Source organism: Paenibacillus tritici (assembly GCF_013204885.1).
GTDB lineage: Bacteria > Bacillota > Bacilli > Paenibacillales > Paenibacillaceae > Paenibacillus_AQ > Paenibacillus_AQ tritici.
On sequence record NZ_JABMKX010000016.1, the window covers coordinates 109,370 to 133,642 of the forward strand.

At 51.7% G+C, this 24,273-nt stretch carries 26 protein-coding genes; all 26 read right to left on the reverse strand.

The window, feature by feature from the left end; translation table 11 throughout:
- Positions 1 to 157: 157 nt before the first annotated feature.
- The 26 genes from glmS to HQN87_RS25170 all read right to left on the reverse strand — a co-directional run bounded on the left by glmS (position 158) and on the right by HQN87_RS25170 (position 24,185).
- Positions 158 to 1,990 (reverse strand): glutamine--fructose-6-phosphate transaminase (isomerizing), encoded by a 1,833-nt coding sequence (glmS, locus tag HQN87_RS25050; protein ID WP_173138909.1) that lies wholly within the window; start codon positions 1,988 to 1,990, stop codon positions 158 to 160.
- 653 nt (positions 1,991 to 2,643) lie between these two features.
- Positions 2,644 to 3,984, reverse strand: a complete 1,341-nt coding sequence (gene glmM / locus HQN87_RS25055; RefSeq protein ID WP_173138911.1) for a phosphoglucosamine mutase — start codon at positions 3,982 to 3,984, stop codon at positions 2,644 to 2,646.
- An 80-nt stretch (positions 3,985 to 4,064) separates the two neighbouring features.
- A complete protein-coding gene (locus HQN87_RS25060) occupies positions 4,065 to 5,513 on the reverse strand; it encodes a CdaR family protein (RefSeq protein ID WP_173138913.1) in 1,449 nt (482 codons plus the stop codon).
- Positions 5,506 to 6,330 carry a diadenylate cyclase CdaA gene (gene cdaA / locus HQN87_RS25065; RefSeq protein WP_173138915.1) on the reverse strand — a complete coding sequence of 275 codons (825 nt, stop codon included), beginning with the start codon at positions 6,328 to 6,330 and terminating at the stop codon, positions 5,506 to 5,508. Before cdaA ends, HQN87_RS25060 begins: the two co-directional genes overlap by 8 nt.
- Before the next feature lie 215 nt (positions 6,331 to 6,545).
- Complete coding sequence (locus HQN87_RS25070) at positions 6,546 to 7,160, reverse strand: anti-sigma factor family protein (RefSeq protein WP_173138917.1); 615 nt, start codon at positions 7,158 to 7,160, stop codon at positions 6,546 to 6,548.
- A 121-nt stretch (positions 7,161 to 7,281) separates the two neighbouring features.
- Positions 7,282 to 7,848 (reverse strand): RNA polymerase sigma factor SigW, encoded by a 567-nt coding sequence (gene sigW, locus HQN87_RS25075; RefSeq protein WP_173138919.1) that lies wholly within the window; start codon positions 7,846 to 7,848, stop codon positions 7,282 to 7,284.
- Between the two features lie 547 nt (positions 7,849 to 8,395).
- Positions 8,396 to 11,188, reverse strand: a complete 2,793-nt coding sequence (gene ppc, locus HQN87_RS25080) for a phosphoenolpyruvate carboxylase (RefSeq protein WP_173138921.1) — start codon at positions 11,186 to 11,188, stop codon at positions 8,396 to 8,398.
- A 253-nt stretch (positions 11,189 to 11,441) separates the two neighbouring features.
- A complete protein-coding gene (locus HQN87_RS25085) occupies positions 11,442 to 11,723 on the reverse strand; it encodes a holin (protein WP_173138923.1) in 282 nt (93 codons plus the stop codon).
- Positions 11,720 to 12,430, reverse strand: coding sequence for a M15 family metallopeptidase (locus tag HQN87_RS25090; protein ID WP_173138925.1), 711 nt, complete (start codon positions 12,428 to 12,430; stop codon positions 11,720 to 11,722). The genes HQN87_RS25085 and HQN87_RS25090 overlap by 4 nt, the downstream gene beginning before the upstream one ends.
- Positions 12,402 to 12,794, reverse strand: coding sequence for a hypothetical protein (locus HQN87_RS25095; RefSeq protein ID WP_173138927.1), 393 nt, complete (start codon positions 12,792 to 12,794; stop codon positions 12,402 to 12,404). The genes HQN87_RS25090 and HQN87_RS25095 overlap by 29 nt, the downstream gene beginning before the upstream one ends.
- Entirely contained in the window at positions 12,781 to 12,978 is a 198-nt protein-coding gene (locus HQN87_RS25100; RefSeq protein WP_173138929.1) for a hypothetical protein, read from the reverse strand. The genes HQN87_RS25095 and HQN87_RS25100 overlap by 14 nt, the downstream gene beginning before the upstream one ends.
- Before the next feature lies 1 nt (position 12,979).
- Positions 12,980 to 13,321 (reverse strand): hypothetical protein, encoded by a 342-nt coding sequence (locus tag HQN87_RS25105; protein WP_173138931.1) that lies wholly within the window; start codon positions 13,319 to 13,321, stop codon positions 12,980 to 12,982.
- Positions 13,322 to 13,711: 390 nt separating this feature from the next.
- Positions 13,712 to 13,843, reverse strand: a complete 132-nt coding sequence (locus HQN87_RS32840) for a CD1375 family protein (protein ID WP_281424945.1) — start codon at positions 13,841 to 13,843, stop codon at positions 13,712 to 13,714.
- Positions 13,844 to 13,899: 56 nt separating this feature from the next.
- Positions 13,900 to 14,373 carry an XkdW family protein gene (locus tag HQN87_RS25110; RefSeq protein ID WP_173138933.1) on the reverse strand — a complete coding sequence of 158 codons (474 nt, stop codon included), beginning with the start codon at positions 14,371 to 14,373 and terminating at the stop codon, positions 13,900 to 13,902.
- Between the two features lie 13 nt (positions 14,374 to 14,386).
- Complete coding sequence (locus tag HQN87_RS25115) at positions 14,387 to 15,868, reverse strand: pectinesterase family protein (protein ID WP_216857443.1); 1,482 nt, start codon at positions 15,866 to 15,868, stop codon at positions 14,387 to 14,389.
- Positions 15,869 to 15,879: 11 nt separating this feature from the next.
- On the reverse strand, positions 15,880 to 16,491 hold the full coding sequence (locus tag HQN87_RS25120; protein WP_173138935.1) for a putative phage tail protein: 612 nt from the start codon (positions 16,489 to 16,491) through the stop codon (positions 15,880 to 15,882).
- Between the two features lie 2 nt (positions 16,492 to 16,493).
- Complete coding sequence (locus HQN87_RS25125; protein WP_173138937.1) at positions 16,494 to 16,829, reverse strand: hyaluronate lyase N-terminal domain-containing protein; 336 nt, start codon at positions 16,827 to 16,829, stop codon at positions 16,494 to 16,496.
- A 12-nt stretch (positions 16,830 to 16,841) separates the two neighbouring features.
- Entirely contained in the window at positions 16,842 to 17,864 is a 1,023-nt protein-coding gene (locus HQN87_RS25130) for a DUF2793 domain-containing protein (RefSeq protein ID WP_173138939.1), read from the reverse strand.
- Position 17,865: 1 nt separating this feature from the next.
- A complete protein-coding gene (locus tag HQN87_RS25135; RefSeq protein ID WP_173138941.1) occupies positions 17,866 to 18,279 on the reverse strand; it encodes a phosphoglucomutase in 414 nt (137 codons plus the stop codon).
- Positions 18,280 to 18,281: 2 nt separating this feature from the next.
- Positions 18,282 to 19,340 (reverse strand): baseplate J/gp47 family protein, encoded by a 1,059-nt coding sequence (locus HQN87_RS25140; RefSeq protein ID WP_173138943.1) that lies wholly within the window; start codon positions 19,338 to 19,340, stop codon positions 18,282 to 18,284.
- Positions 19,333 to 19,761: a DUF2634 domain-containing protein gene (locus HQN87_RS25145; RefSeq protein ID WP_173138945.1), complete on the reverse strand. Its 429-nt coding sequence runs from the start codon at positions 19,759 to 19,761 to the stop codon at positions 19,333 to 19,335. The genes HQN87_RS25140 and HQN87_RS25145 overlap by 8 nt, the downstream gene beginning before the upstream one ends.
- Positions 19,758 to 20,051 (reverse strand): DUF2577 domain-containing protein, encoded by a 294-nt coding sequence (locus HQN87_RS25150; protein ID WP_173138947.1) that lies wholly within the window; start codon positions 20,049 to 20,051, stop codon positions 19,758 to 19,760. Before HQN87_RS25150 ends, HQN87_RS25145 begins: the two co-directional genes overlap by 4 nt.
- Positions 20,052 to 20,056: 5 nt before the next feature.
- Positions 20,057 to 21,019: an XkdQ/YqbQ family protein gene (locus HQN87_RS25155; RefSeq protein WP_173138949.1), complete on the reverse strand. Its 963-nt coding sequence runs from the start codon at positions 21,017 to 21,019 to the stop codon at positions 20,057 to 20,059.
- Positions 21,020 to 21,031: 12 nt separating this feature from the next.
- A complete protein-coding gene (locus HQN87_RS25160) occupies positions 21,032 to 21,736 on the reverse strand; it encodes a LysM peptidoglycan-binding domain-containing protein (RefSeq protein WP_173138951.1) in 705 nt (234 codons plus the stop codon).
- 1 nt (position 21,737) lies between these two features.
- Positions 21,738 to 23,570, reverse strand: a complete 1,833-nt coding sequence (locus tag HQN87_RS25165) for a phage tail tape measure protein (RefSeq protein ID WP_173138953.1) — start codon at positions 23,568 to 23,570, stop codon at positions 21,738 to 21,740.
- A 192-nt stretch (positions 23,571 to 23,762) separates the two neighbouring features.
- Positions 23,763 to 24,185, reverse strand: a complete 423-nt coding sequence (locus HQN87_RS25170; protein WP_173138955.1) for a phage tail assembly chaperone — start codon at positions 24,183 to 24,185, stop codon at positions 23,763 to 23,765.
- Positions 24,186 to 24,273: the final 88 nt, after the last annotated feature.

The following is a 24,273-nucleotide window of genomic DNA, read 5'->3' on the forward strand; positions in this document are numbered from 1 at the left end:
ATTTCCCAGCAAAAAAGCCGCCCTAAATTATTAGGACGGCTTATGTTGATTAATTTAATCGTTGAATACTTTTTCAAAACAATACTATAATGAATTTTTTTAAATCAGAACAATACTTTAATGTAATCAATCAAGACTTCCTTTACTGATTCCACCCTTACTCCACAGTAACGCTCTTAGCCAGGTTTCTTGGTTTATCCACATCATGACCCAAGGCCAGAGACGCGTAGTAAGCCAGCAACTGCAGGGATACTACAGACAGGGCTGCGGTCAGCAGCGGCAGGGTCTGAGGAATCACGAATACCTGGTCAACGGAGCGGAGCAGGTCGTCTTTGTGTTCTTCATGTGTGACGGCCAGGACATGGGCGCCGCGGGCTTTCACTTCTTTGATGTTGCTGACGGTCTTCTCCAGCACGGATTCCTGGGTAGCCAGGGCAATGACAGGAACGCCTTCTTCGATCAGCGCTAGTGTACCATGCTTCAGTTCACCCGCAGCATAGGCTTCGGAGTGAATGTAGGAGATTTCTTTGAGCTTCAGCGAGCCTTCCTGAGCTACTGCGTAATCTACGCCGCGGCCGATGAAGAAGAGATGCTTGTGCACAGCAATTTGCTCGGCATAGGCTTTGAGGACATCTTTTTGCGCCAGAATCACTTCTACCTGCTCCGGCAGAGACTGCATAGCCGCCAGAATCTTGGCAACCTCAGGCTCAGACTGGGTGCTGCGTACTTCAGCCAGATACAGACCCAGTAAAGTGAACGCAATCAGCTGGGAGGTGTACGCTTTGGTAGAGGCTACGGCGATTTCCGGTCCGGCCAGCGTTACCAGTACACTGTTCGCTTCCCGGGCAATAGAGCTGCCTACTACGTTAGTGATCGCCAGCACATGTGCTCCGTTGGCCTGACCTTCACGGAGAGCGGCCAATGTGTCCGCAGTTTCACCGGATTGGCTGACTACGATAACCAGTGTTTCTGGAGTCACGATTGGCGCACGGTAGCGGTATTCGGAAGCAATGTCATTCTCTACCGGAATCCGCACCAGGGACTCAATCAGGTTACGTCCAACAAGACCGGCATTATATGCAGTACCACAAGCAACGATCTGGATATTGCGGATGTTCTTGATCTGTTCTTCCGTCAGGTTAAGCTCCGGCAGAATGACCTTGTTGCCTTCAGCATTCATACGTCCGCGCATGGTATCGCGGTAAGCCTTTGGCTGCTCGTGAATTTCCTTCAGCATGAAGTGCTCATAACCGCCTTTTTCTGCGGTAACCGCATCCCAATCGACAGTAATCATTTCCCGAGAAATAAAGTTGCCTTCAATCGTCATTAATTCGACAGCATCCCGTGTCAATACAGCCATTTCGCCGTCGTTCAAAATATATACGTTGCGGGTATATTCCAGCAGTGCAGGAATATCTGACCCGATAAAGTTCTCGCCTTCTCCAAGACCGATAATCAGCGGACTGGCTTGACGTACAGCTACCAGTTTATCCGGTTCATATTCAGTCAGCACACCCAGGGCGAACGCTCCGCGCATGTAAGTGATCGCTTTTTGTACAGCCTTAACGATATCCCCATTATATTCACGGGCAATCAGGTGGGAGATTACTTCTGTATCTGTTTCGGAAGTAAAGATGGCTCCTCCGGCAATCAGCTCTTCCTTCAGGTCCAGATAGTTCTCAACAATCCCGTTATGAACAACCGAGAATTTGTGAGTGTTATCTGTGTGCGGATGAGAGTTCTCATCGGATGGCTTGCCGTGTGTAGCCCAGCGGGTATGGCCAATGCCAGCGCTGCCTGTCAGCGGAGTCGCGTCCAGACGGGATTCAAGATTCGCCATACGTCCCTGTGCCTTCACAATCTGCAGACCTTCCGTGGTGAACACAGCAATACCTGCGGAATCATACCCGCGATACTCCAGCTTTTTCAAACCCTCTACCAAGATCCCCTGCGAATTCTGATTCCCAATATATCCCACAATACCACACATTATATTTTCCTCCGTCCAATTTATCGTAATTAGGGGCGCATGAGGAAAGAAACGTGCCGTGCGGCATGTTTTGAAGAAAAGCAAATATGATGTTGTCCATGATACGCAACAAAATAACCTGTCACTTACAGTAATAAAATGCACAGTCTTCTCTTCTGCCGCAGCAGAACCATCTGCGTTTCCTGCATGTACGCTTGCCCATGATTTGTACTTCTCCATTTTTGGCACCCACAGAAGCGTTGTGTGCAAGGTCGCCCTCGCATTTTCCGCTTCCATTTACGGCTCTGGTGCATCACCGGGAGGTCCCCGCCGAACATTTCGAACACCTCCACCTCGTCAGCTTACATCTGCCGTGATCCGTTCAGACCGTCCTGCCCTATTCGGCAGACTCCGTTCTTCCCTTCTCGCCCGCGCAAGATCAAGCTCTGGCGCTTGTATTGCATGAACCTTACTATCCCCGCTTTCCTTCTGGAATGACACTTAGTCTATTATATGCACCTGATACCATTTTGGCAACGGCACAGTGAAGAAAACCTTTCTTAACCATTTCACAACAGCTTACAAAGCCGCGCCCACTCTAATCATTCAGCCGGTGAACCCTCCTATATAACGGATCACCGGCTGTCTGTGCAAGCGATATGGAGAAGGAGTGATTACACCAGCTCGCGCTGAACCACTTCCACAATCTGTCCTACAAAAAGATCAAGCTCGGCCTTATCCGGCCCTTCCGCCATCACACGGATCAGCGGCTCGGTTCCCGAAGGACGCACCAGAACACGCCCATTGTCGCCCAGCTTGCCTTCTACTTCTATGATCGCGGCCTCAATCGCCGGATTGTTCGGGTAATTGGTTTTGTCCTGCACGCGCACATTCACCAGCACCTGCGGATATTTGGTCATCATGGACTTCAGCGTACTAAGCTTCTTGCCCGAAGATTTCATGGTATTCACCAGTTGAATAGCCGTCAGAATCCCGTCGCCTGTTGTATTATAATCCAGGAAAATTACATGACCGGACTGCTCCCCGCCCAGATTATAGCCGCCGCGGCGCATTTCTTCCATGACATAACGGTCACCGACAGCAGTCTTCGCCGTATTCAGTGACAGCTTCTCTGTAGCCTTGTAGAATCCGATATTGCTCATTACAGTCGATACAATAGTACCGTCCTTCAGCTTCCCTGCACGGTTCATGGCATCTCCGCAAATGCAGAGAATGAAGTCGCCGTCCACCTCGTCGCCCTTCTCATCAATCGCAATCAGGCGGTCGGCATCCCCATCAAAAGCAAGTCCCAGATCCGCACCATGCCGTAGCACTTCTGCACGCAAGGTCTCCGGATGTGTTGAGCCGAATCCGTCATTAATATTCAGCCCGTCCGGCTCAGCCCCGATGCAGATGACTTCTGCGCCCAGTTCTCTGAACAGCCGAGGTGCCAGCTCATACGCTGCGCCATGTGCACAGTCCAGTACAACCTTCATGCCCTTGAAGCTCTGGTCGATGGTGGTCTTCAGATAGTCCAGGTACAGATACTTCGCTTCATCATCTGTCCGGAGCGTGCCAAGACCTGACCCTACGGGACGCGGCAGTTCATCCTGCTCCGCATCCATCAGCTCTTCAATCCGCAGCTCCGTCTCGTCAGTCAGCTTGAAGCCGTCTCCGCCAAAGAACTTAATCCCGTTATCCTCCACCGGATTATGCGAAGCAGAGATCATGACTCCGGCATCCGCCTGAAGCAATCTTGTAATATAAGCAACAGCCGGTGTAGATACTACACCCAGTCGGATTACATCCGCACCAATAGACAATAACCCGGCAATCAGTGCCGATTCCAGCATCGGACCAGAGATCCGAGTGTCCATACCGATTACGACTTTAGGCTTTTCCACATTTCCCGCCAGCACATATCCGCCGCAGCGTCCAATACTGTAGGCCAATTCTGCTGTTAATTCACGGTTAGCCACCCCGCGTACGCCATCTGTTCCGAAATACTTACCCATCTTTTTTTCTCCTTTTGAATACGCTGCTTCAGCTTAATAAATTATAGTATGAACGATTTGTTAATCCGTGCCCGGGCAAGCTACGTTCCGCCCGTACTGCCGGCATTATTGCCGCCCGCTGGCGGGGTAACTTCATTCTCCGGCGGAGTAGGCGTGGGAGACGGGGTCTCCTCCACGATGTCGCTGGTATGGGCTGGTGTAGGCTCTACAATCGTCTCCTCACCGGTAACAGGCTCAGCGCTCGGCTCCGGACTAGGAGCGGGCGTACTGCTGTCAGCCCCCACAGTAGCCTCCGGCGTTGCAGGAGCCAATAGCTCGATCTTCGCTATAAGCTGCGAAGGGGTGTTCTGCAGCGTGATGAACCGTGGGAGCGATACCTGTAGCGTGACATCGTGAATACCTGCCGTAAGCCCCCCGACATCTGCAACCACGCTGATACTGTCCTGGTCAAGCTGGTCCAGCAGTGTAGGTGCACCTGAGATCGTCAGATCAATAGAGGTGCTTACAGGGTCTAATATAAGGGCTGTCAGCCCGTTGCTAACGCCCTCCAGCTTAATAGGCATAGCAGAGAGCGTCCGCTGGGTAATCTCCGCTGCAGAGACGGATACATTCATTACAGCAGGTTCAATCTTGCCGGTTCCCTCGGGCGGCTTCAGCTCCAGCTTCATTTGCTCTGTGCCTGCATTCTTAACCGTGCTTAAATCAAGTACGGCCTCATAAGAGGACAAGTTCTTCAGCGTCTCTGCGCTGCCGTATACCGTTACCATATCCTGTTCGGGCGTCACCCTGGACAGAACTAATGAACCGGGCAGACTGCCGGTAAAGCTGATGTCCAGCGGCAGGGTTTTGGACGGAAGGGTAATAGGTACTTCTACCGCTGCTGTGGACGGTTCAATCACCGCATCCTCAAGCTCGTTCCCCTTGTTATCCAGCGCGTAGAGCCTCAGCTTCTTCTCGCTAAAAGCCTCATTCTCCCCATCCAGCTCAATCTTCCCCTGCACCTTCGCTACCCGTCCAAGATCACTTGCCGGAAGAGTAACCTCCACAGAGGCCGGGTCGATCACCGGAGTCCCTACTTCATAGCCTGACGCCGGCTCCCCTGTAATATTCAGCGAGACGGGAAAAGATTTGGTCGTCCGCAGCTCGATATGCACATTCACCTGATTCGGGACCATATCGTCCAGGGTTACACCGCTCGGCGTCGAATACATCAGCGGAAGCGTATTATCGCCGGGCTTCACATCCTTAAGATCCAGCCATACCCGGTATGCGTCGGAGAACTTGTAGGTAAGATCTGACCTTTTCCCTCTTACCTCCATCCTGACGCTATCTACATCCTTGGTTAATACATAGTTATCACTGTCGAAGCCTTCAATCTCCACTTTGACATTCTCAATCGTCTTCGATTCGGTGTTTACGGTAGTCTGATACGTCGGTGCTGTATCTACATGCACAATGGTCCACAGGATAATCCCCAGGGCAAGGGCAAGGATTTTGTTGAAGTTGTTATTCTTCATCCATTTATCCATTATTCTTGTTCCCCCTCCATTTCCAGAAAGCGGAACTCTTTTCTTTGAGCGTTGAGCTCAGCTCTTGGTGCAGCTTCGAGATCAGCGACTCTTCCTTGATATCCCGGACAATTTGTCCATTAATGGCAAGGGAGATCAGGCCGGTCTCCTCGGAGACGACGACAGATACTGAATCCGCCACTTCACTGATGCCGATGGCAGCCCGGTGCCTTGTTCCCAGTTCCTTGCTGATGAACGGATTCTCTGACAAAGGCAAGTAACAGGCAGCCGCAGCGATCTGATTCCCCTGCATGATGAGCGCTCCGTCATGCAGCGGGGTATTGGGGATGAAAATATTGATCAGCAGCTCTGAACTGACATCTGACCGCATCGCTATTCCGGATTCCGTATATTCATTAAGCCCCGTGGCCCGTTCAAATACGATTAATGCCCCGATTTTGCGTACAGCCAAATAATTCACAGCCTTAATAACTTCGCCGATTAATTTGCTGATCTCCTCATCATTCTCCGCCGTACGTCCGAAGAACCTGCCCCTTCCGAGCTGTTCCAGCCCCCGCCGCAGCTCCGGCTGAAAAATAATAAAGATCGCAAGGATCCCGAACGTAAACACCTGGTTCATCAGCCACCTCAGGGTATACAGATCCAGCAGAGTACTGCCGCCCCAGATGACGACCAGGACCATAATCCCCTTCAGGAGCTGGACTGCCCGCGTTCCGCGTACCATATTGAGCACTTTATAGATAATGTAGCTAACAATTAATATATCGATTATATCTTTAATGGATTCTTTCCATGTAAGGTCGGTAAAGTAGCTCATGGCCGACAACCCCCGTCATTTCAAATTAGCTGGGTTTATGTAAATAGTATGTTAACTTAACACCTAATCTTATTCTAGGTTATAACGTTCAGCCTCCGGTTGCAAGTTTCACGGCCGGGAAATTGAAGAACCTTTATTTCAGGCAACAAAAAAGCGCCATCTTTCCGGAAAAAGAGGCGCAAATGAGTTTTCTGCTACAAGCGACCAACATTTAGCTATCGGTAGGCAACTTCAGAGAACATGTTTGTCACTTTATACCAGATCCAGCTTACTGCTTGGTCTATGCTTTTGACTTGCCCGGAAATATGGGCGGTTGAAGCCTGATACAGCGAGCCGTCGATGACCGTTACATTACCGTTGACTTCCCCGTACACTTGAGTTTTGCCGTTCTCCACCGTCAGATCACCGGAGATAATTTTGCCGGAAGGTACAATTACCGTATTCCCTTGGATGACAACCTGATCAAGGTCTGTCCCCCGGACCACAAGCTGTCTATCCTGGTTCCAGAATGTCACCGAGCTCATCAGCATCACGAGAATGAACATAGAGGCCGCGGTCAACGCCGGATGTCTCTTGATCCAGGTGATAAAAGCTCTTTCCTTCTTCGGTTTCGGTAATGAATCCATAATCCGGCCTACAAGATCCTCCGAGGCTACGGGCGTCTGATGCATCAGGGAAAACATCAGCATATCGGTCTGTTCCAGTTCTTTGAACTTCGCACGGCACTCTGTACAGGATAGAAGATGCTCCTTCAATTCCCTCTGCTGCAGTTCGGGCAAGTCGTCATCCAGGTAGTCGTGCATCATAGAGACGGCCAGTTTGCATTCCATAGGAGCCAATCCTTTCATTAATGCTTATTTAATTATTCAGGCATAGGAACAGGACGCATAAGACTTGCTTAACTTACATACGTCACGGCCCTGCAGGAGTTTCATAAAAAATAATCTATTTTTACATTTTGGGGCCTAATTTTTTACGTAAAAACTCACGTCCGCGGTGCACCCGGGTCTTGATCGTCGTTACGGGCATATCCAGCACATCACTGATCTCCTGAAGCGACAAATCCTGCAAATACCGCAAAATCATCACCGACCTGTACTTCACGGGCAGGCTGTCGATGGCTTCATAGATGAGTCTCTGTGTCTCCGAGAGCAACAGTTCCGTCTCCGGGGTCACATTGTCGCTCGGAATCATCGAATACCCGTCAATCCCCTCCTGGTCGTTCATCTCGGCATCCAGTGAATACGTCGGCCGCCGCTTGCGCAGACGGTCAATACAGAGATTCGTGCCAATCCGGTAGATCCATGTGGAGAACTTCTGCTTATCATCATACCTGTCCAAATTCCGGTAGACGCGCAAAAACGTCTCCTGAACCACATCTTCAGCCTCATGGCGGTTATTCAGCATACGGTAAGCCAAATGATATATTTTGTCTTTATATAGTTCCACAAGCTCGGCAAATGCCCTTTGGTCGCCCTTCAGGGCGAGCTTTGTCAGTCTGCCTTCGAGATTCTCCACCTGTTAACTCCCCCAGACTTGCCGCCCTTGGTATATCTTAAGTTGCGAAACCACGGTACAAGCATTTAAATCGTAATTCAAGTTCTGGTAAAAATCAAGGTTTGTATTGTTACCTTCTATATATATTGTGCTGGGAAAAGCGGACGGGGGCTGGCGGGGGCGGCCGGGTCTTTGACTCCAGGCCTCCTTTCCTTCACCCCACCTGCTTTAATCCTCATTCTATTTCTAATCGGTTTTCCGCATACATTTGACCGATAACCCTCATGACCACCCAATGTATTCGGTTTTCCGCATACATATAGCCCATGTGCCTTCGTGACCGCCAATTTCCTATAATAAAAAAACGCCCACCTCCGGTTAGGAAGTGGGCGGGACTTCTGAAGCGGCTTAGGGCCGGCTTCAAAGATTCAAGACCGAAAGATCAAGGCCTAAGATCAGAAAATCAAAACCTTAAAGTGGCTTAGCCGACTTTTAGATCCAAACCTTAAAGCGGCTTCGCCGACTTTGAAGAACAAGGCCGGAGACCGAGTGCTTCAAGCAAAAGGCATCAGCCGGTATTCCGAAGACCGGCGGCGATACCATTGATCGTAAGCAGCACTTCACGCAGCAGCTCGGCATCATCGCCCTCCACATCGCGCAGGGCGCGAAGCTCGGCAAGGAGCTGAACCTGCAGGTAGCTGAGCGGATCAACGTAAGGATTACGCAGGCGGATCGACTCCTGAATGACCGGAACATTATCCAGAATATCCTGCTGGCCGGTAATTTTGAGAATCAGCTCGGAGGTCAGCTTGAACTCGGCTTCGATCTGGCCGAAGATCCGGTCGCGCGCCTCCTCGTTTTTGCCCATACCGGCGTATTCCTTGGCGATCACAAGATCGGCCTTGGAAATCGCCATCTGCAGCGTATCTATCAAGGTGGTGAAGAACGAGAAGTTGGCATACATATGCTGCATGATCTTCAGATTCTCTTCTTTCCCCTCATAGAAGCTCTGCAGTCCGGTTCCGGCAGCATACCAGGCAGGCAGCAGATAACGGCTCTGCGTCCAGGCGAACACCCATGGAATAGCACGCAGATCCTCGAAGCGTTCACTGTTCTTCCGCTTCGACGGGCGTGAACCGATATTCAGCTCCCCCACCTCCGGCAGCGGTGTAGATTCTTTGAAGAACGTAAGGAAATCCGGATCACGGAAGATCAGATCCTGATATTTGTTCAGAGAGACTTCAGAGATACGGGCAATAATCTCATCCCACTTCGCTTCATACAGATCCGTCTGCGGCGATCTGGCATGAATAGCCGCTGTGATGAGAGCAGACGTTGCCTGCTCCAGACTGCGGTAAGCAATGCCTTTCATCGAGTAACGGGAAGAGATGACCTCGCCCTGCTCGGTAATCTTGATACCGCCGCCGATGGTTGAAGCCGGTTGCGCCAGGATACTGCGGTTCAACGGCATACCGCCGCGGCCAAGCGCACCGCCACGGCCATGGAAGAACTTCAGCTTAATGCCGAAATCATCGGCAGTTGCTGTAATCTGCTTCAGCGCCACGCGCAGCTCCCAGTTCGCTGTAACCACACCGCCGTCTTTGTTACTGTCCGAATAGCCAAGCATAATCTCCTGCAGATCATTCATCGCACTGACGGCATCCCGGTAGATCGGCATACTGAGCAGTGTACGCATAATTTGCGGTGCATCATGCAGGTCGTCAATCGTCTCAAACAGCGGCACAGCCTGCAAAGTGCATACAACCGTACCGTCGTTGTCTTTGCGGAACAAGCCGACTTCCTTGGAGAAGACCATGACCTCAAGAATATCGCTTGCCGCTTCAGCCATACTGATCAGATAACTTGTGATACACTGCTGGCCGTATTCCTCCTGTGCCTGGTGGATCGTGCGGTATACCGCAAGGCATTCCTCTGTACCCTCACTATAAGACTGGTAAGGGGAAGTCAGCGGACGCGGGTCATTCAGCAGCTTCTCAAGCAGTTCAATCTTCTCCTGCTCTCCCAGCTTGGAGTAATCCGGTGTAACATTCATCTTCGCCAGAATCTCTGTCATCGCATTCTCATGCTCCTGGCTGTGCTGGCGGACATCCAGAGTTGCGGTATGGAAGCCGAACAGCTCCACCTGACGGATCAGCTTCTTAATGTAGGTGTCTGCTACATAATCGGCATAGTGATGCCGCAGGCTGCGGTCAATCACGTTCAGGTCGTCTATAAATTGTGCAGGGGATGAGTAGCGCTCAGGCGTGCCTTTTTTCTCATCGTCCAGTACATTCTGTGTCTTGGAGATCATGTAGCTGAGCTTAATCCGGTAAGGCTCGTTATCATTGCGCCAGGCATCGACCCGGTTGAGATTGATAATATTACGGTCCTTCTCAATAGACTCGGTCAGCTCCGGCGTTACATTCACGATGCTTGTACTAAAACTCAGGTACTGCATCAGCTCGCGCATAATACGCTGGTATTCACGAATAGCCAGCTTGCGCTGCAGACGCAGGGTCTGCAAGGTTACGGTTGCCTTCACGGAAGGGTTGCCGTCGCGGTCCCCCCCAATCCAGGAACCGAAACGCAGATAGGTCGGTACATGCCAATTCTGGCCCGGATAATATTTGCTCAGACAGCGCTCAAGCTCCTGATAGACATCCGGCAGGACTTCAAAAATCGTCTCATGGAAATAATACATCCCATTGCGCACTTCATCCAGTACCGTAGGCTTGCGGTCACGCAGTTCATCCGTCTGCCACAAGGTGATAACCTCATTCAGCAGCTTCTCCCGAAGCTGTTCGCGTTCGCGGAAGGTCAGCGTCGGATTATCCAGCCCCATTACATCGTCGGAGATCCGTTTGTGGATATCGAGAATCGCCCGGCGCATAGCTTCTGTAGGGTGGGCGGTCATAACCAGCTCCAGAGACATGCCGCTCATGATCTCATGAACTTCCTCGTGGGAGAAATCCCGTTCCCGAAGCTCTTGAATCGCGCTCTCAATTGACCCGGGCTGTACCGTCTCCCCGGCAGAACGTTCGTAGTCGCGTTTGCGGCGAATCCGGTGGTTCTGCTCCGCTATATTCACCAGTTGGAAATAAATGGCAAATGCTCTTATCACCTGATGACGGTTCTCCGGGTCCAGTGAGCTGATCAGCTCTTTAAATTCATTGTGCAGTTCAGGCAAAAACAGTGAGCGTAGCGACTTGCTGGTCTCCCGGATCTTCTCCACGATATCCAGCAGTTCGTTGCCGCCTTGGTGTACCAAGACTTCGCCCAGTATATTCCCCAGGAACCGTACGTCTCGCCGCAGCAGATTGTTGGAGTTGCTTTTGCTAACGGTAGTCGTAAGTTCGGTCATGCTGCTCCCCCCATCCTCTTCCGGATCAATGCTCTTAACATTGTCTATTTAAAAGCTTTCCTCATATCATACAATAAAACCGCCCGGAAATCTCCAACTTTATTGCGCGGTAAAGCGATGCAGTAATTTCGATTATACACCAATTCGGCTATTTATACAGTCTAAAATAATTATGTAATTCTTCCTATTCTATTACCCGTTGAATTGAATTGCAAACGGCTATGCCGTCCTTGAAGGACGGCACCATTCTCTTCTATTTCATCGTACGGCCTTCCCGGTTATTAAGTGCCAATTCAAATAATCCTGTCGCAGACAGCCCGGCAAGCCCGCCTGCCCATAGGCGCAAGGCCATATCCAGCTCTGTAAAAGGATACGCCGCCGCTCCAATCCCCAGTCCAATACCAAGTCCGATAAACGGGATCACGTTGCGCGGCAGACAGGTATTCTTTTTGATCAATTGAACCAGGGCCAGGATGACCACAGCCAGCAGTGACGCAAAAGCTAACACATTATCAAACAACTCATTGTAAATCATACGCTCCCTCCTTTCTGATCTGCGGTGGTGATTTCCACCGTTTGTGTAGCGAAGTTGTAGACCACCCGGGCACCCAGCGCTTCTGCAACACTACGTACGGGAACATGGGTAACCCCGTTTGCCAGGCACCCTTCCGTGATCTTCTTTCCATTTACTTTGACAGCTACATTCATTTGGCCCTTCACTGCTTGCACCTCCTTCTGATTCATCCGTTCATACACCGCCTCCACTGCCGCAGCAGCAGGCTTCTTACCTGTCCGGAGATCCGCCAGTCGTAATCCAAAGCTCATCTGAAAATGCGGGTAGTCCTTAAAGCTAGTCCAATCCCCGCCCCACTCAAATCCGATAGCCTTCGCCTGCTGCACTACTTCCAGCCAATCAGCGGTACCGTCATGGTCCCCGTCCCTGTTCATATCCCAGGACACACTTGATCCATTCGGAAGCAGCAGCGCAAAATCCACCGCCAGCCCATAATTGTGATAGCTGTAACCGCCGCGCGCATTCGTGACAACCGCTCCCGCCTTAGTCCGGCCCTGGGCGTACAGTGCATCCTGTTCGGCAATCGTCCGTAGTCCCTGAGTAATCAGGATGGGAACACCGCAGGCATAACTTCGTTCAATCAGCGCAGTGGCGGCGGCGAGTACGGCGGGATGGAGCCCGGATAGACGGGCAGCGGATTTATTTAGGACCTGTGTGAGAGTCAGCATGCCGATTCCTCCCTTTTCTGATTTGGGATAGTACCACGAACAGATCCTGACGTCTGGTGTAGATTAACAAGGTCAGAATAACCAGCCCCAATGTGGTGCCGGTCTGGGCAATGGCCCAGATTTTCGATTGCAGCGGGCCTAACATTGCCTCCGTGCCGGAGGTGCTGCTAAATCTGATCCAGAGGGCAACCGCCATTTTAACGGTATATGCTCCCAGAAAAAAGAACGCTGCCAGCATAAACAAACTGACTACGCGCGCCCGGAATCTTCGGCGGAAATACAAATAAAGCGCAGCCATCAGCAGCAGCGCACAGATAAGGGATATGGAGTACGCTATTAACAACACAATATCAATGCTGTTCATCTTCTGCCCCCCGATCATAGATTAGGAACTCGGCGAACCCGTTGTTCCTGATTTCCTCCTGTATGTCCTGGGATACATTCTTGTACCTGCGGATAGAGAGTGCTACTCTAAGTCCCGCCTGTGTAAGCTTTCGCTCTTGATCCCGGTGCAGGGGCGATAGCCGTTTGATCCACTTACTCAGCACGTTATCCCCTCCTGTCTTCATCATGAGTACCATCCGGATGGCCGCCTGCTGAATGGTCGATTTTCAAGCGTTGCAGCACTTCGAGCGTCGGTGCCATGAAGTCAGACCGCTCTTTGTCGAGGATATTCTGCAGCCTGTCCCTGTCTTCCTCGGCACGCTCCAGCAGTTCACGCGGCACCAGATTCCCCTTCACAATTGACCGCAAAAGCACAAGCAGAATCATGAGCAGAATCAAAGCGATGAGATAGGCCAGCCCGTACTTATCCGCGAGCGGCAGCAGCTTCTCCAAATTCGCAACATCGTTGCTGTCCATTGCTTCACTCCCTTCTGTGTGATTAGTCATAGTGATGCCCCCGGCCGGGGCCGGAGGCACCAAAGTAATCCTGCAAAACATATAGAATCAAAAAAACACCCTGGCGGGTGATCATAACCTGTTCCCCAAGCGGAATCGCTCGGAGTGTAATAAACCATATGACAGCAGTTGGAAAAACGTATCTTAATTCAGTTACATAGAAGTGTTTTAAGGGATTAAATGGATAAACGTCACTTATTTTTGTTCCAACTCGCCCTTTAAGGGCTTTGCAGCTATAGCAAGTGCTGTTTTTCCAACTATTACTTGGAAAAGCCCCTCCTGCTTAACAGCAAGTGGAGAAAATCCAACTGCTGTTTTCGGCTTTCAATTCTCAACCCCACGCCATCGACTCTATTGATATGCGTCTGTAGTAGTAGTTAGTTACTCTTCAATTACAAGAAACTCCAATCCATTCTCCACCAGAATCTCCTTGACGGCAGGCTTCAGCGTAAAGGGAACTTCACTATAATTAGTCTTTCCCAGTGTAACGCGTTGCGCAAAAAACAAGGCCATTGCTCTCACCACCTTTCTATTAATACGCTTAAAACGTAAGGGAACCCGCCGGACGCTTAAGAATAAACTTGAGTTGCCATTTCGGCGATAATATCCTCGATGAAATCCGCACGCTCAGTAAGCGCACTATTCTGCGCCTTCAGCAGCAAGTTCTCCTGTTGCAGCTGCTCTATCTCCGTCAGCACCGGCGGCTTGTTAGCCTCAGCTTCCTGGTACGCTTCCCATGCTGCTTGCAGTTCAGCTTCTGTCGGCTGCGGCGCATCCAGCTTCCAGACCGCAATGAACGGTCCCCGTTCTACCAGATCGTAGTCTTCGCCTTCGACCAGTAGGTTGTAGTCGATGCCGTAGCGGTAGTGGACGCCCTCTTCGAGTTCCTCGCCGTTCTCAGGCGACTTGATCTCGTAGCGGATACGGCCTTTATCTTCGGCTCCCGGCCGCAGGACGGGTTCTGGGCCGTTGTCCTGGACGATGAAGTCCCGCAACGGGGTAGTGTCCGGGTATAGATACATGATTGCTAGTGAAATATTCATTCTTAAGCCTCCCTTATGATAATCTTTGTACGCGAACCCAACCTCTCGTGGGATCGCCTTCAACATTAAGTGCGCCTGGTGAAGTTATAAATAATTCTAAATAATCCCCCGGGTTCATTGGAATGATTTCACATATATCTAATTGTTGCCCAGAAGTAATCCCCGAGGTGTTAAGCCGAGAGTTTGACGCTGGCCCCGAATTTAACATAATCGTCAAGTCAGCATAGGTTTGGTCGGGTAGACTGTTAATTCCTAAACGTGAGGTAAGCAAGTAATGACCTGCTTTAGATGCTGTGAATCGGTTGTTCGCCGTAGAAAATTCTCCAAGAGCATCCTGGAATACAACTTGGAATGTTACTTTGGTTGATGTAGATGCCGCGATATATTGAGTACTTGTCCGATAAACACTAGAGAAAGAGCGATTATCGACTGTATTATCTCCCCATGGGTTAAGGACCCCCATTGTGACGATCCCGCCATTGGTCGCATATTCTGGCGTTGGCGATCCAGGCTGCGTTCCTGCTTTTCTGATTATTCCGCCCTCGGCGGCATCAATACCGATAAAATTATTGGCCCCTATGTTGTTTACTGAGATTACTGTGGATCCTTGCGTTGCCTGTATTGCAGACGACCTATTTGAAATTTCGCATGATGAAACCCTTACGACTGATCCATTTGTCGCTTCAACCCCGTTATAGATCGGGGTCGTTTGCACAACGGCTCGGCTATTCCATATTTGACAGAAGTTAACGTTAGCGATGGCGAAGGCGGTCCGCGAAGTTGCTGTGACGGTGAAGCCTTGAATAACTACCTGATTTGTACATCCGTAAAGAGAGAAGCTTCGAACCGAATAACCAGATGCCTGCGCCAGGGCTCCCGCACCGTTAATGTAAATTTCGGTGTTTCCGTTAAAATCGGCAATCTTGACATCCTCGTCGTACACCCCTTGTTGTACATACACATTAACTGCATGATCTACATGTTTTGGAATGCTATTGATAGCCTTCTGTATCGTCCTAAATGCCCCGCCAGCCGTGTCCGATAATCCGGTATTCCCATCATTCCCATCCGTCCTTACAAAGTAGGTGAGGTCCGCCGTAGTCTGCTGCGGAGTAGTAGATAGATTCGCCTTGCCATTCCAGGCAGCCTTTTCTGCATCACTGACAAAGCGGTTGGCTGTATCCTGCACAATGATCGAAGGCAAGTGCGTGGAAGGATGCACATAATTATTAGCCCCCTGCGCCACACTATCCAGCTTCGACTTATCCGCTCCAGCCATCAGACCGGCAGCAGACGCCGTTGCAGTTGCGGTAGATGCCTTGGCATTCCATGCGGTGCGTTCAGCCGCCGTGATGTGCTTGACTGTATCGGCGGCGTGGTCCTGCACAGCCTTGACGGCGGTGTCCAGGATATCCATGTTGCCGTTCAAATCCGTGATATCTACGATATCTGTGCCATCCGGCTTTTTCAGCCCCAAATTACCCGTTGTCTTCATCGCTCACACTCCTATTCATATACTCTTAATTCGTTCCAGGTCTTGCCGTGCGCTCCGTTCCAGGTTAGGGATTTCAGAGAATCCCACCAGGTGTAGCTGTACACGAAGCTGTAGTCCAGATGTGCCGGCTTAATCTCTTCCATAATCTGAATCAGGCCCGCCATATTGGCCGGGATGCCCAGTGTGCCGACGAAATGCACCTCGAAGCTGTACGCTCCGGGCACCTCGACTACCTCCACATCTCCCCCGGAAAAAGCAGACGCCGTCCGCCTAATCATCTCCGGCGTAGTTGTTCCGCTGCCCCGCAGCTTGGCCTTGATCATCTCCCGCCGGGTGGCGTAGGACTTGTTCGTGTCTGAGGCCAGTCCCAGCATCCGCTCCCAGCGGGACAGGCTCCAGGTAGCCGACTCCAGCGTCTTCTGCGCGTCGCTGTCGGCCATGGCATAGGCGATTTCACCGCACTGTGCACCTGCGCTGGCCTGCAATTCCTCCATCTCAGGGATACCCTGATAATACTCCGGCAGATACTTCATCAGATCCGGGACATGAACCTCCGGTCCCTCCTCCGTCACACGATCTGCCGAATATCCTACAAGACCATATATACTGTCTCCATAAGCCACGGCTACACCCCCTTCAGCTGATTCCAGGTTAGCGGACCTTTGGGCAAATAATCATGGGTATGCGCAGCCGCCGGATAAACCGAAGGCTTGCCGTCCACCCCGGACCAGGGAACCGTGTCCGCGGCCTGTGCATAATCAACCTTGCCGTTGTTATTCGTATCGTAGATGCTCTTCAGCATGTCGCCGCTGCTTTGGGCCGTTACCAGCAGCCTATTGCTGCTGCCGGTGCCGATGTACAGCTTGCCGGAATCGGTGCAATAGCCCAGCTCACCTGCCGCCAGCGTACCCAGTGCACTTTCCAGGCCGCGGCGGATTTGAATCAATGTTCTCAGTGCCATGGTCACCGCCTCCTAGAATGTCCCGCCATCAATACTGCCCACCGTCAGCCGGTTGCCGTTGCCCGCATCATATACAATGCTGCTTCCATCCACATTCGCGGCAACACCTGCTGCATCTACAGTAATCCCTTTGCCTGCTGTGACAGCAATCGCATCCCCACTTACCGTGATCCCGTTGCCCGCTCCGATATTCAGCGTCACCGCATCCGCTTGTCCGCCGCCGATGAGTCCGCTCCCTGCAGTTATAGTCTGTAGCGCCCCGCCCGTCCGCACCCAGGCGGTCCCGTTCCAGCTGTAGATTTTCTGCTCATCATCCACATAAGCCGTCCAGCCGACAGCCGGGACATAATAGGCCCATACTCCTGACTGGTACTCAGCGATCTGGCTGGTCTTGCCTGCCCATGCACCGGTTGCTCCAGCCGGGACGATATACCGGTCAGCTTCGGCCGGGCTGGCCGGCGGTGCACTCAGATTCTGATCCTTAACCGAAGCCTGCGGCTCAATATTATGCTTGGCCAGCTCGATCTCGTTTTTGATTTTTTGCGCCGACCACAGGTCCGTAAGGGTTGTCCCCGTATCATTGATCAGCCGGTGCCTCGCGGCATCGTCAATATGGGTTCTGATCTCCGCCGCTGTCTTTGTATTAGTGCCGTCCGACACTTTATTGGGATGTCCTGCTGTAATATCTGCTTTGAGCACCTTGGCATATGTGATACCGTCGGCGACATCGTCCACCGTTCCGGTCAGATCCGTTAATTTCTGCGCATTCACCCGGCGCCAGGCCGCCCCGTCATCGAAATACAAATACCCGCTATTGCTTCCGCTGCTTACAGAATACAGACGGCCCGCAGAAGCGGCCGCAGGACGCGAAGCTTCCGGACCGGACAGCGCCCGGCCCACCATAGAATTGGAGGTACCGTCTCCGATATAGATCTCCTTCGTGTCTGTACAGAAGCCCATTTCCCCGGCCCTCAGCGCCCCGTAAGTGGTCAGCTCCGCCCGCGTACCCCGTTTAATCTGAATGGTCTGTGCCATTTCACACCTCTCTTCTAAAAGATCCGCCGTCAATCCGCCCGGCCTGTTTATAACGTTCCAGCTCAATCTGCGTGGCGGTCAGCCCCGTCTGCAACTGATTCACATCATCCGCTTCCACGGTATCGCCCGGTGTCTCGTAAGTGACGTACACTTCGGGCACATCGGCATAGATCCTGATCATCCGCCGCCAAGGCGCCTCGTCCGGAAAAGATACCGAATAATTCCGCACCTCTGTCCCGCTATAACGTGAGCCTGTATACACCGAGAGGGTCTGATTATTAATGTTGTCGTGGGCCAGAAGCCCGCTGTATACACCGCCCGTAAGAAGAAGCTTCTCTTCTACGACATAACTTCCGCCGTTTGCTTTTTGGTTCAGCTTGTCCTGAAAGACGTCAATCTGCTCCGGATATCCCATAGCTACACCTCCAGTACGACACTGCCGAAGAGTGGCACTTCAGTTTCATTGAGAGTCACATTCCCCGCACCGCCGTTCAGCTTCAGCCCGCTGTAATCCACAATGCCCTCAGTATCCAGCAGCAGTGCCCCAACAACGGAATGACTGATATAGGTGGCGGCAAAAGCTTTCTCCTTGCGGTATTTCTCCAGGATCGCCGTAAAAGCCTGAATAACCGGCTGCAGCGCATAACCTGCCGCCAGCGTAACCTTCGCAGTGACGCTGATCGTTTTGCCTGTGGCCGATTCCACCGTTACTACGGCACCCACCGGTGCTTGGCCCTCGCCAAGACCCGGAGCAGGATCAATGTACTGTTGCACCTGGGAGACCAGCAGCGTAGAAGCAGGCTTATGCTCCGCATTCACAATGACCACTTTTACCGTCTTCGGTCCGGCCCACAGCGGAAAAACCCTCGCTCCCCCTACACCCTCTATGTCCTGTGCCCACTCCATGTAGTGATATTTATTGCCGCTCGTCGAAGGCCGTCTGGCCGAATCGAAATACCGCTGCCGCAGCGCTTCATCCGGCTCCGCATCCGTACCGGGAACAAGCATTGCCGTAATCTCTCCCCGGGCAAGCCCCGGGATATAATCAATGGGCAGCAGCGTGCCCGAGTACTGGTTCCCTTCGGCCCCGGCGGTCTCACTCTCGATCCGGTACGTTCCGGGAGCCAGCTTCTCCGCCGCACGATAATGAAGTAAGCCCAGGGAGAAGCGGCTGCCCAGAGGAATATCCAGCAGCTCCCCGCCGCCGGCATAGAACCTGGCACCCAGCTGCGCCTTTCCTGCGGCATGACGGGTAATTCCTGTCCAGGCAATACTGCGTTCCAGATACTCACCGCCTGCAGTGTCCGGGAAATACAGATTATTGCTGACTTCAAGCTCCATATACATCTGGGCCATCTCCGCCGCTGCGGGAGCAAGCGCATCATAGATAATGCTTCCCTCGCGCTTGTCCATCCCTTCCGGCACCCGGTCCAGCATCCGTTCGAGCAGGGCCTCATAAGTCTGATCCTCATACACCGGCCATCCCCTCCTTTCTCAGTTCAAAATCGCCGTAAAGCGTAACCGCCGTGCAGCTGAAGCTTACCGTATCCCCGTTAAACCTAATCTCCACATCCTCAAGCGCCTGAATCCGCTCATCCTGAAGCAGCGCATCACTGATCAGCCTGCGCAGCTCCGGACGGGCCAGCAGCCTGTCCTGACCCAGCACCAGATTCCACTCCGTTCCATAGTTTGGGCTATAGATCAAATGTTCAAATCGGCCCGTCTGCAGCACTTTGACCGCTGCCTGCTTCACCGCTTCAAGCCCATCGACCCGCCCTGTAATCCGTCCCTGCTCCCAGTTCATCCGGTACGTTAAGCTGGGGCCGCCCCCCGGTTCGGAAGTATTCTCTTCCAGAGAGGCCGTAACCGGGCCTGATCTGCCAATCGCCGGAATCATAAGTCCACCAGCCGATCCAGGACAATGTAGCTCTGTCCGCCTTGCATACGCACGAGCAGCACGCGGTCACCCGCCTCAAGCCCGCGGCGCAGCAGAATCTCCCGGCCCTCTACCACAGCACTACTCTCCATCACGGATTCAAGCACAACCAGCGCCGGCCCGCTCAGAATGAACCTCTGCTCTACCTGAATCTGCAGCGGCTGCGCCAGGATTACCGTCCCATAAGAAAAAGCCACCGGATTCGTATTGGATACGGCCCCGAGGCTTGCTTGTTTAATAATATCGAGCATGTTGTCTACACCACCTTAATGTCTAGGGACATCGTATGCTCCCCTCCTGAAATTTTGTGGCTGCACTGGTCAACCAGGAATACCTGCGTCTCGAATTCATCCAGCAGGACATAGATGAAGTTCCCTGCCCGCACCCGCATATCGCCGATGGCCTGGACAGAGAGGCTAAGCTTCTCGCGGTTATGCAGCTTCAGCAGATTGTCTGCCTTCTCCTGGATTTGCGCGGCATTCGCTTTATCGTCCGCCTTCTGGTACAGGTGAAGAATCCCCCAGCGTGCCACATTATCCTTATCCGTAACCGGATAGAACTCCCGTTTGCCGGTTTCTTCATTGTCCCGGTAGAGCAGAATCGTATTGTACGTATCGTCGTCGATGCTTTTTTTCAGCGAATAATCATACAGGTAATGTCCTGCTCCAAGGACCACATTCAGCAGCATCGCCTGAGGCGCGCGCAAGGTCAGCTTCCCGAAATCATCATAAAAAGCCATAAGCTGACCCATATACTGCAGCTCACTGCCCACCGCTCCCATAATAATATCGAGCAGCTTCTTGTTATCCTCAATCAGAGAGGGGATTGTGTACTTCGCCGGGTCCAGTGTCCCCAGCCGTAGTCCGCGGTCCTTGGCTATGGTGCTGATGACCTCGCTTGCTGTAATATTCTGCAATACATAACTGCCGTTGCCCAGCAGATAACGGATTTGATCATAAGCCGTCAGCTTCATCTCCTGATTCGCTCCCGTATCTATACTGAAGACGAACCCGTAGAACACATCTACCCCGTCTTTCCTGAACTGCACAATATCGCCGTTGCTGATGCCGAACTTGGCATGCTGATACATACCGCTGTCCACCAGCGTCAGCTCCAGGGTGGCAGGCTTGCCGGTACGCGTAGTTTTCCAGGAGATATCTGTGGCAATCCCGGAGACATCCCAGATCTTGCCTTCTTTATTGATGACTATCAGTTCCATCGCCATGTCCTCCTACGACAGCTTAATCACTCTGCCGATTTTGAGCTTCTTCAGCTCGCTGTCCGGGATATTGTTAAGCTTTTGCAGAGTTTTGCTTTTGCTGCCGTCACCCAGGTGTTTTTGGGCAATCGACCAGAGGGTATCCCCGGCTTTGAGGGTATACGTGGACGGTGCGGTCTTCTCACTTGCCCGTTTCTGCTGCTTCTTCACCTCACCATTGCTGGCCACCTTCATGCCTAACGCCTGATAGAACACGTACTTTTTGAGACCGAGGGTATACTCAATATCGCCGGATGAACCCGCACTCAGCTTCCAGGAGAAGCTCTCGATACTGACCGCCATATTGATGCCGATCTCCCCGGTTAACGTCTGCTGCTCCTGGGCACTCTCCTGCTTCAGCCCCGAGAAAACAAACCGGACCGGTCTGCGGCTCAGCATCCATTTGCGGATCAGCTCCACATATTCATAGGGCTTCAGCAGCCTGCCGGCATTCTCCCTGGAATACACCACGAACGGATAATACTGTGCCGGGAACATACTCTCAATGGTGATCTCCGTCAGCTTCGGATAGGCAATGACATTGATTTCGCCAAAATTTACAATCGTGTAGCTCTTGCTGTCGCCATTCTCTTTGATCTCCAGGGTCTCAGGGTTAACCGGAAGCCGGATCACCTCTTCATAGTTGTTGAAGCTCAAATAGAACCCATACTCTTCCACGTTACGTATACACCCCCTGGGCTGTAGAGACAAATTCCTCTTTCAGCTTTTGCCCGATCTTCGTAATGATAGAATCAATGTCGCCGGAATTGTTAATGTTACCTGTTGTTACCTGCACTGTTGGAGTCAGCTCCACGAAATTCTGCACCGACTGGATCTCCGCCAGCTCCCGCAGCATATCCAGATCGTCGCTGGAGACATCGACCTTCTCATTAATGGAGCCTATTTCGCCTACTTTGTTGACGCTGTTGATGTTCGCTGCAGCGGCTTGAGCAGGATTCTTCGATTGATCATCTTCTTGCTTTGGCGGGTCCAGCTTGGTATTGAATTTTTTAGTAAGAGCCAATGTTTTGCCTGTGTATTCCTCCACACTCTTGGAGGTATCTACGAATTCCTTCTTCGGTGTATTGTATACATCCTTAGTCGATTTAGGTTCTACCAGAGTGCCTTGAACGTTCTTGATCATATCACTGAAGACATGCGGGTTCTCCGTCTCAAGGAAGTTAGGCTTGAAATCAGCCAAGAATTCAAAGCCTGGAACTTTGCTTAACCACCCTGCCAATGTTTGAACTCCTTTAAGCACGAAGTTTATGCCCTCGGCTATGGCTTTGACGAACCCGCCTGCAAAGCTTTCAACACCTAAAGCCATTTGATACATGAAGCCCAGGAAGTTCGTGGCCAGGTCATAGAACAGCTTCTGAACCGCATACGTCGGATCAATAAACAAGTTACGGAAGAAGTCTGCAAATGCAACGAAGTTATTGTACAGACCGATGACAAAGTTCTCAATCGTTGCCCTCAGCCAGCCAAAGGCTCCTCCAATAAAAGCTACTACCTCATCTACAGACACACCTGCCTGTTGAAGGATATAGATAAGCAGTGCTACAGCAGCAACGATTAAAAGGATCGGCCACATTCCTACAAGCCACGCGGCAGCAAGACTATATAACTGCACAATCATTGCAGCTATGAAGACAATGGCAATCGCCGCAAGGATTGGCCCTACAACATCCCAATTCTCCTGAAATGCTGTGAACATATACATGATGCCGTTTACCACTTCTCCAATCACCGTAGCAATCACCAAGAATGCATTCGCGATCAGATTAAGGGCCGTAGACATTCCTTCAGACTGAAAGGCATTATTCAAGGTATCCAGAATCGGACGCAGCGCAACGATCGCTTTTTGACCCATCATTTCCACTGCGTTATCCATATTCCCCTGCAGCTTATTCCATTTCCCCTTATCTTCATCCGTAGCGTTGGCAGTTATCGCTTTCGTTCCCAGAGACTTCACCTTATCGAATACACCCGCAAGGTCCAATGAACCCAGCGAGTCCATCGTTTTGGAGAGGAACCCCGGCTCGGCTGCTTTTTGTTCCTTCTCCGCCTTTTGTTGTTCCTTCTCCTTCGCATTTTCCTTTTTCTTATTCAGCATATACCCTACAGCTTTTTCACCCACATAGGTGATTAGCTCGAATCCGCTGACGTCCAGCGCCTTCATTATTTTTTGGACTTTACCCATGAATCCGTTTTTGGCATTCCGGACGTCGCCGTCATCCGGACCATCATTATCTGACCCTCCCCCAGAACGGCGGGACCTGGAAGAGTCACCTTCATCTGCCAGACGTCTGGCCGCTTCCTGAGCCTGCGTGAACCCTTCCATAAAAGACTTGTTTTTCTCTTCATACACCCGCTCCAATATCTGCTGCAGATCGCTGAGCGAGTGGCTGGCCCGGTTAAAATTCTGGTTCAGCCGGTCCCACTGTGCATTCACATTTTGCCATACCGTTAATGCCGTTACGGGAACCAGCGCTGTGCTTGTAATTTCCATTCATTCACCCCCTTCATCTCTTCTTCCCCTTACTCCGGGCTCGCTCCCGTTTCTCCTTGTCCACACGTACAGCGATCATGGCATAGATTGCCGCGCGTTCGCGGACGGAGAGCTTCATCAGCTCATGCGGCAGAATGTGCAGCTCGTGGAGGGCGTAGTAGGCCAGATTAGCCTCACCGTCGCCCTCGTTGATTAGTTTTTTACGTCATCTACCAGCTCGTTCATATCTGTGGCGAAGCCGTTCAGGGCCTGCACCCGCTCACCCAGCGCCGCGAATTCACCGGGCAGCAGCATTTTGCGCAGCAGAGATTCCGCTCCCATTACCCCGTATGAACGCTGAAGCTCGGTATTCTTCAGGTCCGGGTGCACAATGCTTGCCGTCATCAGCTTGGCCATGTATTCATTGGGATCAATCTCCGTAGAGTACGTACCGTTCTTTCCTTTGATCTTGCGGGTGGCCGCTTTCCGGCATTCCTGGTTCTCTTCCTCATTCATACTGCGCAGCTTCCAGACCGCCGGATTGCCTTCCTTATCCTTGAACCGCAGTGAGACCGCGAACTCCTCTGTTGTATCACATGCCGCATTTTGCGCAAAAAACAAACTTAATTCACTCATGATGTTCCTCCCGGATTCTTATTGTGTATCGTTAGCGATGAGACCCGCCGCCCAATAACCCCACAATAGTGGGGCATTGGCGAATTCA

Excerpts from the sequence above, each read along its gene's own strand:
- HQN87_RS25125 (WP_173138937.1), bottom strand. The coding sequence starts at position 16,829 with ATGGCACTGAGAACATTGATTCAAATCCGCCGCGGCCTGGAAAGTGCA.
- ppc (WP_173138921.1), bottom strand. The coding sequence starts at position 11,188 with ATGACCGAACTTACGACTACCGTTAGCAAAAGCAACTCCAACAATCTG.
- HQN87_RS25090 (WP_173138925.1), bottom strand. The coding sequence starts at position 12,430 with ATGCTGACTCTCACACAGGTCCTAAATAAATCCGCTGCCCGTCTATCC.
- HQN87_RS25070 (WP_173138917.1), bottom strand. The coding sequence starts at position 7,160 with ATGGAATGCAAACTGGCCGTCTCTATGATGCACGACTACCTGGATGAC.
- HQN87_RS25170 (WP_173138955.1), bottom strand. The coding sequence starts at position 24,185 with ATGAGTGAATTAAGTTTGTTTTTTGCGCAAAATGCGGCATGTGATACA.
- glmS (WP_173138909.1), bottom strand. The coding sequence starts at position 1,990 with ATGTGTGGTATTGTGGGATATATTGGGAATCAGAATTCGCAGGGGATC.
- HQN87_RS25150 (WP_173138947.1), bottom strand. The coding sequence starts at position 20,051 with ATGCTCGATATTATTAAACAAGCAAGCCTCGGGGCCGTATCCAATACG.
- HQN87_RS25115 (WP_216857443.1), bottom strand. The coding sequence starts at position 15,868 with ATGAAGACAACGGGTAATTTGGGGCTGAAAAAGCCGGATGGCACAGAT.
- glmM (WP_173138911.1), bottom strand. The coding sequence starts at position 3,984 with ATGGGTAAGTATTTCGGAACAGATGGCGTACGCGGGGTGGCTAACCGT.
- HQN87_RS25130 (WP_173138939.1), bottom strand. The coding sequence starts at position 17,864 with ATGGCACAGACCATTCAGATTAAACGGGGTACGCGGGCGGAGCTGACC.
- HQN87_RS25110 (WP_173138933.1), bottom strand. The coding sequence starts at position 14,373 with ATGAATATTTCACTAGCAATCATGTATCTATACCCGGACACTACCCCG.
- HQN87_RS25060 (WP_173138913.1), bottom strand. The coding sequence starts at position 5,513 with ATGGATAAATGGATGAAGAATAACAACTTCAACAAAATCCTTGCCCTT.
- HQN87_RS25085 (WP_173138923.1), bottom strand. The coding sequence starts at position 11,723 with ATGATTTACAATGAGTTGTTTGATAATGTGTTAGCTTTTGCGTCACTG.
- HQN87_RS25095 (WP_173138927.1), bottom strand. The coding sequence starts at position 12,794 with ATGAACAGCATTGATATTGTGTTGTTAATAGCGTACTCCATATCCCTT.
- HQN87_RS25105 (WP_173138931.1), bottom strand. The coding sequence starts at position 13,321 with ATGACTAATCACACAGAAGGGAGTGAAGCAATGGACAGCAACGATGTT.
- HQN87_RS25165 (WP_173138953.1), bottom strand. The coding sequence starts at position 23,570 with ATGGAAATTACAAGCACAGCGCTGGTTCCCGTAACGGCATTAACGGTA.
- HQN87_RS25135 (WP_173138941.1), bottom strand. The coding sequence starts at position 18,279 with ATGGGATATCCGGAGCAGATTGACGTCTTTCAGGACAAGCTGAACCAA.
- HQN87_RS25145 (WP_173138945.1), bottom strand. The coding sequence starts at position 19,761 with ATGATTCCGGCGATTGGCAGATCAGGCCCGGTTACGGCCTCTCTGGAA.
- HQN87_RS25155 (WP_173138949.1), bottom strand. The coding sequence starts at position 21,019 with ATGGAACTGATAGTCATCAATAAAGAAGGCAAGATCTGGGATGTCTCC.
- HQN87_RS32840 (WP_281424945.1), bottom strand. The coding sequence starts at position 13,843 with ATGGCCTTGTTTTTTGCGCAACGCGTTACACTGGGAAAGACTAATTAT.
- cdaA (WP_173138915.1), bottom strand. The coding sequence starts at position 6,330 with ATGAGCTACTTTACCGACCTTACATGGAAAGAATCCATTAAAGATATA.